Source organism: Pseudomonas sp. NS1(2017) (genome assembly GCF_002269425.1).
Classification (GTDB): Bacteria; Pseudomonadota; Gammaproteobacteria; order Pseudomonadales; family Pseudomonadaceae; genus Aquipseudomonas; species Aquipseudomonas reactans.
Genome location: NZ_CP022960.1, coordinates 6,377,668 through 6,393,485 on the forward strand (window position 1 = coordinate 6,377,668; position 15,818 = coordinate 6,393,485).

The following is a 15,818-nucleotide window of genomic DNA, read 5'->3' on the forward strand; positions in this document are numbered from 1 at the left end:
CGAGCAGGCTTGCCCTGCGTTGGGCTGCGCAGCGGCCCCGGTAAACTCACTGCGGTTCGCCAGGTAAAACGGGGTGCTTGGTTTTAGGGCCGCTTCGCAGCCCAACGCAGGGCAAGCCTGCTCGCCACAACAAGCTCATCAGCCGCAAAGATCAGCGCTGCTTCATGCGGTCGATGATGACGGCCAGCAACAGGATCGAACCCCGGATCACATACTGGTAAAAGGTGTCGATGTTCTTCAGGTTCATCGCATTCTCGATGATCGCCAAAATCAGCACCCCGGCAATCACGTGACGGATCATGCCAATGCCGCCACTCAACGACACCCCGCCCAATACACACGCCGAGATCACGGTCAGCTCAAACCCCTGGCCAATCATCGGCTGGCCCGAGGTCATGCGCGAGGCGAGGATCACCCCGGCCAACGCACCGATCAAGCCGTGCACGGCAAAGATGATGATCTTGGTGCGATCGACGTTCACCCCGGCCAGCAACGCCGCTTCCTGGTTACCGCCGATGGCCATGGTGTTGCGCCCGTAGGTGGTGTAGTTGAGCAGCCAGCCAAAGAACACAAAGCACAGCACGGTGATGATGATCGGCACCGGCACACCCATCAGCTGGCCGTTGCCGAACACGAAGAAACCTTCGTCCATCACGCCGACGGCCTTGCCGTTGGAAAAGATGTACGCCAGTCCACGCACGATCTGCATGGTCGCCAAGGTCGCGATCAATGCGTTGATACGCAGCTTGGCGATGACGATGCCGTTGATCAGCCCCACCACCAGGCCCATGGCCAACGCAGCGGACACGCCGAGCACCACGCTATCGGTGTCGCGGATCACAATGCCCGCGACCACACCGGCACAGGCAATCACCGAGCCCACCGACAAGTCGAAGTGCCCCGACGCCAGGCAGAACAGCATGGTGCACGCCGCAATACCCACGGTAGAAATCGCCAGGCCGAGCCCGCGCATGTTCAGCGGCGAAAGAAAGTTATCGATAAACAACGCACTGAGCACAAAGATGCTCAACGCGGCGAGCAACATCACCCAGTCATCGAGGAACTTGCGCTGGTTGAAACCCGGCCAGAAGCCCTTTGCAGTTTTTACCTCAGACATATTCACCTCGAATTCTTCAAGCCCGCGAACGCGGGAGAGCCAGTTGCAACAGCCGTGCTTCGTCCGCCTGGTCGCGGGTGAGTTCGCCGGTCAGGGCGCCTTCGCTCATCACCAGGATGCGGTCGCTGATGCCCATCACTTCCATCAGGTCGCTGGACACCACGATCACCGCAATACCGCTGGCGGCGAGGTTGTGGATGATCTGGTAGATCTCCGACTTGGCGCCGATGTCGATGCCACGGGTCGGCTCGTCCAACAGCAGCACCTTCATCGGCATCGACAGCCAGCGACCGAGAATGGCCTTCTGCTGGTTGCCGCCGGAGAGGTACATGATTTTCTGTTCGGCGTTGGGCGTCTTGACCTTCATCGCCTTGATCTGCCGGTCGGCGTTGGCCGTTTCCCAGCCGTCGCGCAGTAGCCAGCCGAAGGTGGAATGGGCACCACGCGCGCTGATGTTGATGTTCTCGGCCACACTGGACAGCGGAATGATGCCCTCCTTCTTGCGGTCTTCCGGGCACAGCAGCACGCCGGCAGCAATCGCGTCGCGGGGTGAACGCAATTGCAGTGTTTGCCCGCAGAGTTCAAGGCTACCGGCGGTGCTGCGCGTCAAACCGCTCAGCAGCCGAAACAGCTCCGTGCGCCCTGCCCCGACCAATCCGAACAGGCCAAGAATCTCGCCCTTGTGCACCTGCAGGCTGACCGGCTCACGCAGGCCTGGGCCAAGCAAGCCGTCGACCTTCAGCGCGACGTCGCCCTGTTCCCGTGGCCGGTAATCGTAGATGTCCTGGATATCGCGACCGACCATGCACGTCACCAACTGGTCGTGGGTCAGCGCGTTCATATCGTCGAAAGTGCGCACATAACGGCCGTCCTTGAACACCGTCACCGCGTTGCAGATGCGGAACACCTCTTCCATACGGTGCGACACGTAAAGCACGACTTTGCCCTCATCGCGCAGGCGGGCAATGATCGCCATCAAGCGGTCGATCTCCCGCGCCGACAAGCTGCTGGTGGGTTCGTCGAAGGCAATCACATGGGCGCCACGGGACAACGCCTTGGCGATTTCCACCAGCTGGCGCTGGCCAAGGGACAGGCGTCCGAGCTTTTCGTCCGGATCTATTTCATCGGCCAGGCCTTTGAGACAGGCCAACGCTTGCTTGCGCAATTGACTGCGGTTGACCACCCCAAAGCGCGTCGGCAAATGCCCAAGGAACAGGTTTTCGGCGACGGTCATTTCCGGCACCAGGTGCAGCTCCTGGTGAATCACCGCCACGCCGTTGGCAATGCTGTCGGCGGCGGACTTGAAGTCCATGGTCTGCTCGCCGATCTGCAGTGTTCCGCTGCTCGGCAGGTAGGCGCCGCCGAGAATCTTCAGCAGCGTCGACTTGCCCGCGCCGTTCTCGCCCATCAACGCGTGCACCTCGCGCGGCCGCGCTTCAAAGCTGATCTGCGCCAGGGCTTTCACACCGGGAAACTCTTTGCCGATGCCGTTGAAGCGCAAGGCCGCGCCGGTCATTTCCACAGCCCGATTTTGCTCAGCTCTTCCTTGAAGTTGGCGCGGGTGATCAGGGTCACGTTGTCCAATGCGGTGAACTTGGCCGGCTCCGTGCCCTTGGTGACCCACTCGAACATGGCGCTGGCGGTTTTGTAGCCGGAGGCGTCAGGGCTCAGCAGCATCGAGCCGTAAAAACCGGTGTCGGTTTTCTTCAGCTCTTCAATCGCATCGGTACCGTTGATGCCGACGCCGATCACGTTCGCCGCCTTGAAACCGGCGCTTTCGGTGGCGCGCACGCCGCCCAGTACGGTGCTGTCGTTCATGCCGCCGATGATCAGGTTTTTCGCGCCGCTGGGCAGTTTCACCAAGGCCGAGTTGGTGGAATCCATGCTGCCGGGTACGTCGAGGGTTTTCTGCGCGCTGAACAGGATATGGTCGGCGGGCAGGCCGGCAGCCTTGAGGCCTTCGACCGAACCGTCGGTGCGTTTCTTGCCGGTTTCCAACTCGTCGAATGTGTTGATGACAGCGTAGGTTTCCTTCCAATCCCAGTTGCGATGCTTGGCTTCGGCGGCCATGGCTTCGCCTTGTTTCTGACCGATCTTGTAGGCATCCAGGCCGACGTAAGGCACGTCTTCCATGGGTTTGCCCTTGGCATCGACAAAACGGTCATCCACCGCCAGCACCTTGAGGTTATTGAGCTTGGCCTTGGCCATGATTGCCGGGCCGAGGGACACATCCGGCGGGCAGATCACGAAGCCCTTGGCGCCATTGGCGGCCAGGGTGTCGATGGCCGACAAGGTTTTTTCACCGTCCGGCACGGCAATCTTGATCACGGTGAAACCCTGGTCCTTGCCGGCTTTTTCGGCGAAGGCCCATTCGGTCTGGAACCAGGGTTCTTCGGCCTGCTTGACCAGGAAGCCGATCTTCACTTCTTCGGCGAGCGCCACGCTGCTGAACGCCATTGCCAGCGCCAGGGTGCCTAGAGTCTTCTTGAACATGGACCACCTCCTTCTTGTTATTGGAAAACGCTTTAGTCGTGGTACATCACAGAACGCCCGCCATCGATCATCAGGCAGGTTGCATTGATAAAGGGCGCCTCGTCGGTCGCCAGGAACAGTGCCGACATCGCCACCTCGACCGGCTGGCCGATGCGCTTGGGCGGGTGCAGGTCGAACGCGCGCTGACGCTCGGCGGGAGGGTCGGGGAAACCGTTCCAGTAGTCGACGTTGAGCTGGGTTTCGATGTAACCCGGCGCGATGGCATTCACACGGATGCCTTTGGGCGCATATTCGATGCCGAGGGCGCGGGTCAGGCCGAGCAGGCCGTGCTTGGCCACGGGATAGGGAAAGCAGCCGGGGATGATGTGGCTGGAATGGGTGGACGCAATGTTGATGATGTTGCCAATGCCCTGCTCGATCATGTGCGGCAACACCGCGCGGCAGCCGAACCAGGCACCGTCGAGGTCGATGGCGAAGCAGCGGCGCCAGTCTTCGTCGGTCATTTCCAGCGGGTCGCGGAACACGTTGACGCCGGCGCAGTTGACCAGCACATCCACGCGACCGAAGCGCTCGATGGCCAGGTTGACCAGCGCTTGCCATTGGTCTTTTGAGGTGATGTCGACGGCTTGCGCGTATATCTCGGCGCCGCGTTCGCGCCAGTGGGCGGCGACCTTCTCGACTTTTTCGCCCTGGATATCCGCGATGATCAGGCGCGCCTGCTGCGCCTGAAAACACGCGACGATCGCCTCGCCAATGCCCTGGGCGGCGCCGGTGATGATGACCACTTTGCCTTTGAGCCGTTCGCCATAGGTTGGCTCGGGCACGGCGGGGAGTGACAAGGGTTGTGCCTGCATCGCTTCACCTGTTTTATTTTTGGTAGTGAGTGCTGATGCAGCCGACTATAAACCCATCATTTGAAATATCTCAATATATAAATTTGCATCCCACATAGTGAACATAAAAACAAAAAAACCGGCGAATCGTCGCCGGTATTTGTAGGGCCTTCTCCGTCAGCCGAGGGCGAAGTCACGCAGTGCGTCGCCTTCCATGCGATAGCGCACCCACTCTTCCTGGGGCTGGGCGCCGATGGATTTGTAGAAGGCAATCGCCGGTTCGTTCCAGTCCAGCACGCTCCACTCAAAGCGCCCGCAGCCGTTATCGAAAGCGATCTTCGCCAGGTGGCGCAGCAGCTTCTTGCCCGCCCCGCCGCCGCGCTGTTCCGGGTTGATGTAGAGGTCCTCCAGGTACAGGCAGTTGCTGCCGAGCCAGGTGGAATAGCTGAAAAAGAACACCGCAAAGCCAATCGGCAAGCCGTCGCGCAGGCAGATCAGGCCATGGGCGGTGGCGCCTTCGCTGAACAGGCTACGCTCGATGTCCACCACACTGGCGATCACTTCGTGCCGGGCCTTCTCGTACTCGGCCAGCTCGGTGATAAACGTCAGGATTTGCGCAGCATCGCTGGGCACGGCGGGGCGAATCTCGATGGTCATGGGCGAGCCTTGGCAATTTCAAAGCACACATACTAAGACGCTTTCGTGACGGATTGCAGTGCAATTTCACTGCATACCCTTACTCCGTCCACGGCTAACGCTGGCACCATCAACCACACAACAATCGGCAAAGCGGTGCATGGTAAAAAGTCCGGCATAACTCCAATGACTTCCAGGCCATCTTATGCATTCCAAGTCTGCGGTGAGCACACCGCTGTTCGCCCTGTTTTGCCTTGCCAGTTTTCTGTTGTCGCTGTCTTACGGCTCGACCTTTCTGTTGTCGTTGCTGATTCATACGCGCGGCGGTAACGAGCACGATGCAGGCAGTGTGATCTCCATGGCGATGCTCAGCACCTTCGTGGCGGTGGTGGTCTCCGGGCATTTGGCTGATGTGCTGGGCGCGGCGCGGGCGATTGCGGGATTGGGCCTGTTGTTGGTGGTGGCATGCCTGGGTTTTGCACTGATGCCAGGTTTCGGCCTGGGCTTGATGGGGTTTGGCCTGGCCCTGGGACTCGGTTGGGGGGTGTTCTATACCTTGGGACCGATCATCGTGGCCATGCTGGTGGAACCGCAGCAGCGGGCCAAGTACTTTGCGTTATTGTCCGGCAGCATGATGAGCGGGATCGGGGCCGGCCCCTTGCTCGGGCGTGCGGCGAGCGCATTGGAGCTGCCGCTGACCAGCGCGTTTTACATCGCCGCCTTCGCCAGCCTGATGGGCGTGGTGATGTTCTGGCGACTGGGCGCCCATCTCAAACAAGACGCGGTTGTGGCAAAAATTTCCTGGCGTGCCACCCGCCAGGTGCTGTCATCGCGGGCCGTGTTCGCAATCATCATGGTCGGCCTGGGCGGTTGTGTGTTCGGCGGGTTGTCCTCATTCCAGACCAGCTACGCAGCGGCGCATTCCCTGGACTATTCGCTGTTTTTCGTGGGTTTCCTGAGCGCGGCGATTACCAGCCGCTTGTTGATTGCAGGGCTTGTCGTCAAGCGTGATGCCTATCGCTCGGCGTGCGTACTGTCGGGGTTGATGCTGGTGTCGGTGTTGATGTTCGGCTTCACGGTGTCGGGGACCTTCAGCTACCTGCTCGCCGCCATCACTCTAGGCGTGGGTTATGGGCTGACGTACTCGGTGATCAACGGGCTGGTGGCCAATGAAGCCCCCGCTGGCACCACGTCCCAAGCGTTGCTGCTGTTCAGCCTCGGGTACTTCGTCGGGGTGTTCGGGTTCCCGATGCTGGCGGGGCGGATCATCGTCGAATATGGCCTGCAATCGCTGCTGCTGAGTGTGACGGCTGTGGCGTTGCTCAATTGGTTGATCAGCCTCGCGAGACTGATCTGGCGGCGGGCCTCGGCACACAAAATCTTACAAGTGAGCTAAGACCGTTCGTCGCCATCAAGGCACGAACGCCAAGGCCTGGCTGACCAATAGAGGGTAAGGACATTAATCATATGGAGACACCCTCATGAAAAATTCCAAGTTTGCTGCCCTCGCCCTCACAGGCCTGTTGTCTGCTGCGTCGCTGAGCGCCTTTGCCGCCAGCTCGACCACCGGGCCCACCGATCCAACGCCGAACGCCACCACCGAGTCGCAGAAATCCATGGGTACCGGCATGGACACCAATGGTGGCGCGGTCATTGAGCCCGGTGCTGACCCGCGCACCCAGGGCAACGATACCCAGCGTCAAGCGCCTGCTGCCGTCGGTAACGGCAAAATGGGTCCGGCGATCAACCAGCCCAACATCAACAAGGGCGATGATTCCAACGTGCCAGGTGCGCCGAAACAACCTGCGCCCTGACCCATCGAACGCAAGACGAACACCCGATCATTTCCCAGTGAAGAGGTACGCATGAACGTCGATAGAAACCTTGAAAAAGAAGTCCTCACCCGTCTGCTGCACGCCCATCCGCAAGGCCTGGGCAAGGAGGTGCTGGATAACTACCGCGGCGAAAAAGAGGTGGCCAGTGTCTTGGCGTTCCTGCAGGACCGTGGGTTGATCAAGGATGGGCATGTGACCACTGACGCTGCCGGTGAGTATGCGTTGAATCTGCCGATCAAGCTGACGGCGTCTGGGGTGGATGAGGCGCGTAAGTTGGAATCTGAAACGCTCTAGCAGCCCTCATACAAAACTAAATGTGGGAGCGGGCTTGCTCGCGAATGCGGTGGATCAGTGGCAAATCTTTGCCTGACACTCCGCCTTCGCGAGCAAGCCCGCTCCCACAGTTTTGTCCGCATTCAGCCAGCGAGTAGAGCATCTACCTCGGCAGTGCCGGGTGAGGTTGCTGGCCCCCATCGAGTTACCGCCAACGCCGCTGCCGCATTCGCCCGCCGTGCCGCTTCAGCGGGTTCAAGGCCATTCGCCAACCCCGCGATAAACACACCCGCATGGGCATCCCCCGCCCCATTGCTGTCCACCGCCTTTACCTTGAACCCCGGCACATGCTCCGCCTGGCCATTGCGGCTGACCCAGCAACCATTCGGTCCATCCCGCACCACCAGCAAGGCATCCACGGGCAGGTGACGATTGAGATCGACCAGCGCATCCGCCACCGTACCCGCCCCAGTAAAGGCCAGGGCTTCCGGGCCATTACTGGTCCAGATATCGATACGCGGCAGCAACGCCACCATCAGCTTGGAGTCAGGCGCCTTGACCAACGGGCCCGGATCGAACACCACGGTGATCGCTCGCGGTAGCGTCAGCAGCCAGTCGAGCAATGCCTGCGCCTTGCCTTCCAATAAAAGGCTGTAGCCGCTGACATACACGTAATCGTCCGCTTGCGGGACCATTCGCGCCAAGTCATCGGCACTCAAGTCACCTTCAGCGCCGATATGGGAAATGAAGGTGCGCTCGGTGGTGGCTTCGGTCAGCGAGACACACAAACCGGTGTCTTTATCGGTGCTGGCCGCCTGGGCCATTTCGACCCCTTCGGCCTGCATCGCCGCACGGGCCAGGTCACCAAAGCGCCCATTGCCATGACGGCCGAGGTAAACCACCGGCAACCCATTGCGCCGCGCGGCCGCCATCACATTGAAGCCCCCTCCGGCCTCAAAGCTGGCCGATTGCGCCAGCACATCGCCGCCGGTGGCGGGCAAGGTATCGAGGGCCATGACCAGATCGACGATGACCTGGCCGGTGTGCAGCAATCTAGACATTAGGACGCTCTACCAAAGCCGGGCGACGGTCAGCTGCGCCACCCAGTACTGCATAAATCCCGCCGGCAACCACGAAGGTGACAATCCAGCCCAGACCATTGTGGCCCAGCCAGGAGTCGGACAAAGGCCCGGCGAACCAGATGTTTTCGGCGGTGGTGCCGATGGTGGTGAAGCTGAAGCCCAGCACAATTGCCACCGCCCAGGCGCCGAACGCACGCCATTCCACACCGCCGCGATACCAGTAGGCGCTGCTTGGGCTCACGTCCAGCAGGTCCTTGGGGCTGTAGTAGTGACGGTGGATCAGGTCAACCACGAAGATGCCGACCCACGCCGTGATCGGCACCGCCAGCAACGAGATGAAGGTGATGAACGGCCCGTAGAAGCTGTCGGCGATCAACATGAAGTAGATCGAGCCGGCGAAGATCGCCACGATGTCGACGATCACCGCATGCACGCGCTTGACCTTCAAGCCGAGGGTCAGGGTGGTGAGGCCCGCCGAGTACACCGACAGGTTGTTGGACAGCAGCAGGCCACCAAACGCGGTGATCAGGTACGGCACCGCCATCCAGGTCGGCAGCATGTCGCGGATCGCGACGATCGGGTCAGTGGCCGAGGCCAGGTCGTTGTTGCCCACCGACAGCAAGCCGCCAAGGGTGATCAGCAACACCAGCGGAATGCCCGCGCCAAACGCGGCCGATGCCACCAGGCGCACGGCGGTCACGCTACGATGTTGGTAGCGCGACATGTCGGCGCCGGCATTCGCCCAGCCAATACCGGTACCGGCAGCCATGGTGCCGACGCCGATGATCATCGCGCTCAGCGGCGCCGGGGTGGCGTTGAACACTGCGCTCCAATCGATGGTGGCGCAGAGGAAGCCGCCGACCAGAATGTTCAGGGCGCCGAATACATACGTGGCCCACTTCTGAATCACCAGCAACGTGGCATGGCCCAGGCCGGAAACCGACAAGGTCAGCAACACGAAGATGGCGATAAAGATCAGGGTCAGCACCGGCGCGCTTTTCGCCTCCACCGGCGAACCAAACAGGATCGAGCACAACGACAGCAGCACAAAGGCGGCCGTGGTGGTGTTGACCGTTTCCCAACCCAGGCGCGACATCAGCGACACAAGCGTCGGCCCGATATTGCCGCGCACACCGAAGATGGCGCGGGACAGCGTCAGGCTCGGCGCACGCCCACGACGGCCAGCGATGGAGATGATGCCCACCACCGCGAACGAACCGGCAGCGCCGAGGATCGCGACGATAATCGCCTGCCAGATCGCCAGGCCGCGAAACGCCACCAGCGTGGCGCCGAGCGGCAAGCCGAGGATGCTGATGTTGGCGGCGAACCACACCCAGAACAGTTGCAGCGGGTGCCCGTTGCACTCCCCTTCAGGGACCGGTTCGATGCCACGTGTTTCCAATTGCCCGGCACTTTGGCCGGAAGAGGTGCTGCTCATGAGGGGGTGCTCCTGGTGCCTGTATTGTTGTGGTTGTGGCAGGGGTACAAAGCGAATCGTGTTTCCGGTCGTCCTGACTCAGCGCATTTTCAACAGCTCTTGAACCAGCGGCTGCAAATCCAGGCCATTGACCTGCTTGACCTGTTCGATCATCGCGCCAGGCCAGCACTGCATGCCCAGGCACGCACCCAGCATGGCGCCGAGAATGGCGGCAATCGTGTCTGTGTCACCGCCAAGGCTGGCGGCCAGGCACAAGGCCTCCAACGCACTCATCTCACCCACTGCCACTTGCTGGGCCAGGGCAAACGACACCACCACCGACTCCTGGGATGCGACGGAAGTACCGATCAATTCGTACAGCAGGTCGGCGAACAGGGCCTTGTCGCCACTGCCGACGCTCAAGGTGCGCGCCCAACTGATGCGCGTGGAAATACGCCCGCCGGCAATCCAGTGACCATGGCCTTCAGCCTGCTGGGCAATCTGGGTGCCGATGTTCAGTGCTTCGCCCAGGTCCACGCCGTTGATGCCGGCCGACACCACCGCCGCCACCGCCGCCGCACTGGAAATCCCCAGGGTGGTGTTATGGGTAACCTGGCAGGCCTGGATCACCGCCTGGATAAACCGCGCCGGGTCGCTGACGTCGGCGGCGATCCCTACCGGGGTGATGCGCATCGCAGCGCCGTTGGTGGTGCCATACCGGCCGGACTCTGCCGGCGTGTGACCGGCGAGGATCATGTCGATGGCGCGCTTGGTGGAGGGGCCGAGCAAATCCTGCGAGCCCTTGGCGCGCATCACGGCTTCCCAATCGATCAAACGCTGGGCGAGCACCGTCGGTTCGATGACGCCCTGCCCCTCCACCAGCAACTCACCCACCAGGATCGCCTGCTCGGTGTCATCGGTGATGGAACCGGCAGGCATGTTCGGCGCAATCGGCTGGTCGGCGTCGGCATCTTCCAGGCCAGTGATGGCGCCGAAACGGGCCCGGACCTGCTCGCGGCTCAAAGACTGGGTCGGCATGCCCAGGGCGTCGCCCAATGCCAGGCCGTAAAAAGCGCCGAGGGCGCGAATGTGCGGGGTCATTTCGAGTTTCCAAACTGGAGGTGCAGGCGAAAGTGCAGCGGGTCGAGCAAGCTTTCGACATGCTCCATGAAACGTTCGCGACGGTCGTAGGTGGTCCGTGAGGCCTTGAGAAACACCGTGCCTGCAGGACGGCCGAGCAACTCGGCGTCTTCGTCGCTGAGGGGTTCGGCGCCGATCCATTGGTCACCTTCGGCGCCGACGTAACCGTAGGCGGCCAGGGTGATGGTCAGGGAGTTATCGATCAGGCCGACTTTAGGCAGGCTTTCCAGGGCGCCGGACGCCGGCATCAGCGAGCGCTCCAGGGACACTGCCGTACCGTCGAGGGTACGGCGACAGCGATCAAGGGCGATGAACTGGTCGCTGCCGAACCGGCTGAGCAGGTCCGGGCGGTTCACCGCTTCCAGGCGCAGGATGTCGGTGTTCACCCGCGCGCCGGTGTCGGCCAGGGCCTGGGCCCAACCGCTGCGTTGGTCGAGCACCATACCGTCAAACGTGACGATGGAGCCGACGCCGCTCTGGGTCGCGATGTAATTGCGCCGCTTGAGTTCAGCCAAGGCCTCGCGCAGGGTCCCGCGGCTGACCGCAAACTCTTCGGCCAACTGATGCTCGCCCGGCAACAGGAAGCCATCGACCATCACCCCACCCTCGATACGGCGGATGAGCTCGTCGACGACGCGTTTTTTCTTATCAAATCGAACATGTCTAATCATGTACAAATTGATAACCGAAAGCGCCCGTTTGCAGCAAGCGAATTATTTCAGGGAAATGAAAAAACCAGCGTCAGGGTTCCAGGCCGATACGGAAAAACTCCCCGCCGCTCCAGACGCCCAGCCAGTTCTGACCGTTGATCGGACGGCTCACCGCCAGCTCCACCAATTGGTAGAACGCGTTGCGATGCACCAGGGCTTCGAGGTTGGTGCGCACCCGCAGATAGGGCGCAGGTTCCTGGGTGACCGGGTCGATCACCACCCGCAAGGGGTGTTCAAGGCCCGCTTCGATCTGATCGTCCACGTTGGTGGTAAAGCGCAGCAACTGGCCTTCGCCCTGCCCTTCGACCTCCAGCGTTACCGCCACGAACGGCGCATCATCGACGCTGATGCCGACCTTTTCCACGGGAGTGACCAGGAAGTAATCATCACCATCGCGGCGAATGATGTTGGAGAACAGTTTGACCATCGGCTTACGTCCGATCGGCGTGCCCTGGTAAAACCAGGTACCGTCGCGGGCAATGCGCATGTCGATGTTGCCGCAGAAGTCCGGGTTCCACAGGTGTACCGGCGCCGGTCCCTTGCCCTTGGGCAGTTGGGCCAACAGATCGTTGGCTTTGGCGGAATCGGTCATGGGGTTCTCCTGGTGCTTATTGATCACTCATGCCCAGCAGACTGCGGGCGTACTGGCGCAGCGGACGGGCAATCAGATCTTGTGGCTTGTTGTCGTGGAACGTCAGCAAACCGCCACGACTGCGAATACGTGCAGTATCGATCAAATACTGGGTGCTGGTCTCGATCAACATGATCTGGATGACGCCGCTGTCCAGCCCGACGCGGTCGAGGGCTTCCTGGTCGGCCCACTCATCGGCGTTGCCGATCCGGTCATCCGCCTTGGCGAAACGGCAGTACAGCAGGTAGTGAGCGCCAGCCGCGCGGGCTTCGGACATTGCCTGCTCCAAGCCTTCCGGCTGACGGGCGCGGCGCACCATGGGGAAATATTCGATAAAGCCGTTGAAGGCTTCCTCGGCCACCACGTTTGGACGCGGATAAGCGCTGCCCGGAGGCACAAAGGCGCCCTGGGCGATAAACACGAAAGAATCCGGCTGTATGCGAACCGAGGCAGTGCGACGGGTATCGCTGTGATCCAGCAAGCCGGCATCGCTCATCTGATAGCGGGTGCCTTCGGCCATATCGCTGACGGTCATGCAACCACTCAGCGTCAACGACGCCAGCAACAAAACCAGACTACGCATCCTAATCCTCCAGAAGCCGGTGACGGAAAACCGGCGAATGGGCGTGAGATGCAGGTTCTGCGCCAGCTTGGAACACTAGCCGCCGATGATCTTCATGATGGTCGCACCACCGGAGAAGGCGACTTCCTGCTTGTCGCCCAAGGCCTTCATCAACAAGCCTTGCAACGCTGGCAGTGCTTGATGGCGGGGTTTATCCAGCAGGTCGCCGACATAATGGCGGTTACTCGACGACAGGCAACCATGCAACCAACCCGTGGACGACAACCGCAACCGCGAGCAGGTCCGGCAGAACGGCACGCTTTCGTTGGCAATGACGCCGAAATAGCCCTTGCCGGGTATTTCATAACGCACCGCCGTCGCGTCAATGGGCGCACTGGCTTGCAGGTACTCATGCTGTTCGCCGATCAGGCCGAGCAGTTGTTGCAGGCTGACAAATTGCTGCAGGAACGCGTTGGAGTCCTTGGCCAGATGGCCCATGCGCATCAGCTCGATAAAGCGCAGTTCATACCCACGCTCCAGGCAGTAATCGAGCAGCGGCATCACCTGGTCGAGGTTCTGGCCGCGCAATGGCACCATGTTGACCTTGATCTTGATCCCGGCGGCGCGAGCCTGGTCCATGCCGTCGAGCACAGTGGCCAAGTCGCCGCCACGCGCGATGCTGCGGAAGGCATCCGCATCCAGCGTGTCGAGGGAGACGTTGATGCGCTTGATCCCAGCGTCCACCAGCAGCGGCAGTTTGCGCGCCAGCAGTTGGCCATTGGTGGTCAGGCTGATGTCACTGAGGCCCATCTGCCCGACGGCACCCATGAAGGCTTCCAGCTTGGGGCTGACCAGCGGCTCACCGCCGGTGATGCGCAGGCGGTCGATGCCGGCGGCCTCGATCAGGTAAGCCACGCCACGGGCCATGGCCTCGGCCGAGAGTTCGTCCTGGGCAGCCACCAGCCGCTTGCCGTTGGGCACGCAGTAGGTACACGCGTAATTGCAGGCTGAGGTCAGGCTGATCCGCAAATTGCGAAAACGCCTGCCTTGACGATCAACGATCATGGATCACTCCGGCAGAGGATGATTCGGGCGCGCTAAAAGCTGACTGATAAATCAGCTTTTAGCAAGAGTCCTTGCCTGAGTATATTCCTGGGGTACTACGCGTGGCAGCAAATCATTACGTGGAAGGCGATTCCAGCGGCGGCTGCTCGGTGCTGTGCTTGCGCTTGTTGCCCATGCGCACCCCGATGTCCATCAGGAACTGGAAGAACCCTTCCTGATCTTCCAGCACATTGCTCCAGAACGGCGAGTGATACAGCGCCACGGCGCCATGCACCAAGGCCCAGGCGGCGCAGTAGTGGAAATACGGCGGTACGTCTTCAAGCTTGCCTTCGCTGATGCGGCCCTTGATCAACAGGGTCAGGCGTTCGAAGTTCGATGCACGGATCTTGTGCAGCTCCTCGACCATCTCCGGCACCTGATGGCCCTTGACCACCTTCTCTTCCAGGCGGTCGAACAGGCGATAGCGCTGCGGGTCACGCATGCGGAACTCGAAGTAGGCACGGGACAGGGCTTCCTTGTCCTTGTCCACGTCGGCCGAATGCAGCAGTTCGTTCAGGTCGCGCTCGTAGTCGAGCATCAGGCGCAGATAGATCTCGGCCTTGGACTTGAAGTGCTTGTAGATCGTGCCTTTGCCGATACCCACGGCATCCGCGATCATCTCGACGGTGACGCTGTCTTCACCCTGTTCGAGGAACAGCTTGAGTGCGGTGTCGAGAATTTCCTGCTCACGGCGGCGAAACTCACGGACCTTACGGGGTTCTTTGTGCATGAGGAAGAGGTCTGCAAAGGTCAAAATAGGGAGGGTGACGCAGGGCCACGGATACGCGGCGATACGATTTACCCGGTGCGAGGGATTATCCCGACTGAACGGTCGCTGGGCAATGCCTATGTGAACCACAAACGCACTTTACTTTCAGCGCGCCAACGTTTTCATGAATCTCAGTCAGAAATAATACGCAACAACTGCCGCCGTACGCCTACCCAATGAGAACTCAAGCGAAGCGCGCGTATTCCAAATCTGTTTAAAAAACGACCAGCCGCGACTGGACTGAATCGGATACTGATCAATACTTGAACTGTCGGCGTGACATCTCCCCCAAGTGACGCGCCGACCTGGGTACCAACGGACCGCGTACCCTTGTTTTACTCCTAATGGTCTTAGCCCGGATTCACCCCCCAGAACCCGGGTTTTTTTTGCCTGCGTTTTGGCCGCGTCAGCCAGCGACGTGAGCCAGCGGGAACAGGCGTTTGAAGTTCTCGGTGGTCTGCTCGGCAAAGCGCTCATAGGACTCACCCCGCAGCATCGCCAGGTAATCCGCCACATCACGCACGTACTCGGGCAGGTTCGGCTTGCCGCGATGAGGAATGGGCGCGAGGTACGGCGAGTCGGTTTCCACCAGCAAGCGGTCCACCGGCACCTGGCGTGCAACATCGCGCAGGGCGTCGGCGTTGCGGAAGGTGACGATGCCCGACAAGGAAATGTAGAACCCCAGGTCCAGGGCCGCCTTGGCCATGTCCCAGTCTTCGGTGAAGCAATGCAACACGCCGGCTTGGGGCAGCGCGGCTTCGCGCAGCAGGGTCAGGGTGTCGGCACGGGCGCCACGGGTGTGGACGATCACCGGTTTGCCGGTCTGCTGGGCGGCTTGCAGGTGCAGGCGAAACGACGCCTGCTGCAGCTCGGCGGCTTCGGGCTCGTAGTGGTAATCCAGGCCGGTTTCGCCGATGGCCACCACGCGCGGGTGATTGAGCTCAGTCAGCAGCCAGTCGAGGGCAGGGACTTCGCCAGGCTTCAGGTCCAGCGGGTGAATGCCCACCGAGCAATCCACATCGGCGTAGCGATCAGCCAGGGCTTTGACATCAGCCGCGTTTTCGGCGCTGACGCCGATGCACAGGAAGTGCCCTACTCCGCGCTGGCGTGCGGCTTCAAGGGCAACATCAAGTGAACCGCCGTGCTGGGTCAGGTCAAGGCGATCGAGGTGGCAATGGGAATCTACGAGCATAGGGATCTACAACTTCAGTCACGA

At 61.1% G+C, this 15,818-nt stretch carries 17 protein-coding genes; 3 read left to right on the top strand and 14 right to left on the bottom strand.

Annotation, left to right across the window (positions count from 1 at the left end; translation table 11 throughout):
* Positions 1–151 precede the first annotated feature (151 nt).
* From araH to CI807_RS29640, 5 genes are all read right to left on the bottom strand, one after another.
* Positions 152–1,117: an L-arabinose ABC transporter permease AraH gene (gene araH, locus CI807_RS29620; protein WP_028617559.1), complete on the bottom strand. Its 966-nt coding sequence runs from the start codon at positions 1,115–1,117 to the stop codon at positions 152–154.
* Between the two features lie 16 nt (positions 1,118–1,133).
* Positions 1,134–2,633: an L-arabinose ABC transporter ATP-binding protein AraG gene (gene araG / locus CI807_RS29625; RefSeq protein WP_095017283.1), complete on the bottom strand. Its 1,500-nt coding sequence runs from the start codon at positions 2,631–2,633 to the stop codon at positions 1,134–1,136.
* Positions 2,630–3,610, bottom strand: a complete 981-nt coding sequence (locus CI807_RS29630) for a substrate-binding domain-containing protein (RefSeq protein WP_095017284.1) — start codon at positions 3,608–3,610, stop codon at positions 2,630–2,632. Before CI807_RS29630 ends, araG begins: the two co-directional genes overlap by 4 nt.
* 32 nt (positions 3,611–3,642) lie before the next feature.
* Positions 3,643–4,464: an SDR family oxidoreductase gene (locus CI807_RS29635; RefSeq protein WP_095017285.1), complete on the bottom strand. Its 822-nt coding sequence runs from the start codon at positions 4,462–4,464 to the stop codon at positions 3,643–3,645.
* Positions 4,465–4,620: 156 nt separating this feature from the next.
* Positions 4,621–5,100 carry a GNAT family N-acetyltransferase gene (locus tag CI807_RS29640; protein WP_010208407.1) on the bottom strand — a complete coding sequence of 160 codons (480 nt, stop codon included), beginning with the start codon at positions 5,098–5,100 and terminating at the stop codon, positions 4,621–4,623.
* Between the two features lie 184 nt (positions 5,101–5,284).
* Here CI807_RS29640 and CI807_RS29645 point away from each other — a divergent pair, with 184 nt between their 5' ends.
* From CI807_RS29645 to CI807_RS29655, 3 genes are all read left to right on the top strand, one after another.
* Positions 5,285–6,475 (top strand): MFS transporter, encoded by a 1,191-nt coding sequence (locus tag CI807_RS29645; protein WP_095017286.1) that lies wholly within the window; start codon positions 5,285–5,287, stop codon positions 6,473–6,475.
* Between the two features lie 85 nt (positions 6,476–6,560).
* Positions 6,561–6,893: a hypothetical protein gene (locus CI807_RS29650; protein WP_095017287.1), complete on the top strand. Its 333-nt coding sequence runs from the start codon at positions 6,561–6,563 to the stop codon at positions 6,891–6,893.
* Positions 6,894–6,944: 51 nt separating this feature from the next.
* On the top strand, positions 6,945–7,208 hold the full coding sequence (locus CI807_RS29655) for a hypothetical protein (RefSeq protein WP_033901254.1): 264 nt from the start codon (positions 6,945–6,947) through the stop codon (positions 7,206–7,208).
* A gap of 122 nt (positions 7,209–7,330) precedes the next feature.
* Here CI807_RS29655 and CI807_RS29660 read toward each other — a convergent pair whose 3' ends face one another.
* The 9 genes from CI807_RS29660 to CI807_RS29700 form a co-directional block, all read right to left on the bottom strand.
* Positions 7,331–8,248 carry a PfkB family carbohydrate kinase gene (locus tag CI807_RS29660; protein WP_095017288.1) on the bottom strand — a complete coding sequence of 306 codons (918 nt, stop codon included), beginning with the start codon at positions 8,246–8,248 and terminating at the stop codon, positions 7,331–7,333.
* A complete protein-coding gene (locus CI807_RS29665; protein ID WP_033901256.1) occupies positions 8,241–9,707 on the bottom strand; it encodes a cytosine permease in 1,467 nt (488 codons plus the stop codon). The genes CI807_RS29660 and CI807_RS29665 overlap by 8 nt, the downstream gene beginning before the upstream one ends.
* 78 nt (positions 9,708–9,785) lie before the next feature.
* A complete protein-coding gene (locus CI807_RS29670) occupies positions 9,786–10,787 on the bottom strand; it encodes an ADP-ribosylglycohydrolase family protein (RefSeq protein WP_095017289.1) in 1,002 nt (333 codons plus the stop codon).
* A complete protein-coding gene (locus CI807_RS29675) occupies positions 10,784–11,497 on the bottom strand; it encodes a GntR family transcriptional regulator (protein WP_095017290.1) in 714 nt (237 codons plus the stop codon). Before CI807_RS29675 ends, CI807_RS29670 begins: the two co-directional genes overlap by 4 nt.
* 70 nt (positions 11,498–11,567) lie before the next feature.
* Positions 11,568–12,128: a DUF1285 domain-containing protein gene (locus tag CI807_RS29680; protein WP_095017291.1), complete on the bottom strand. Its 561-nt coding sequence runs from the start codon at positions 12,126–12,128 to the stop codon at positions 11,568–11,570.
* A gap of 16 nt (positions 12,129–12,144) precedes the next feature.
* Entirely contained in the window at positions 12,145–12,750 is a 606-nt protein-coding gene (locus CI807_RS29685) for a DUF4823 domain-containing protein (protein WP_016979738.1), read from the bottom strand.
* Positions 12,751–12,825: 75 nt separating this feature from the next.
* Positions 12,826–13,794, bottom strand: coding sequence for a GTP 3',8-cyclase MoaA (locus CI807_RS29690; RefSeq protein ID WP_016979739.1), 969 nt, complete (start codon positions 13,792–13,794; stop codon positions 12,826–12,828).
* Positions 13,795–13,909: 115 nt separating this feature from the next.
* Entirely contained in the window at positions 13,910–14,563 is a 654-nt protein-coding gene (locus CI807_RS29695; protein WP_016979740.1) for a TetR/AcrR family transcriptional regulator, read from the bottom strand.
* Between the two features lie 445 nt (positions 14,564–15,008).
* Positions 15,009–15,794: a TatD family hydrolase gene (locus tag CI807_RS29700; protein WP_095017292.1), complete on the bottom strand. Its 786-nt coding sequence runs from the start codon at positions 15,792–15,794 to the stop codon at positions 15,009–15,011.
* Positions 15,795–15,818 lie beyond the last annotated feature (24 nt).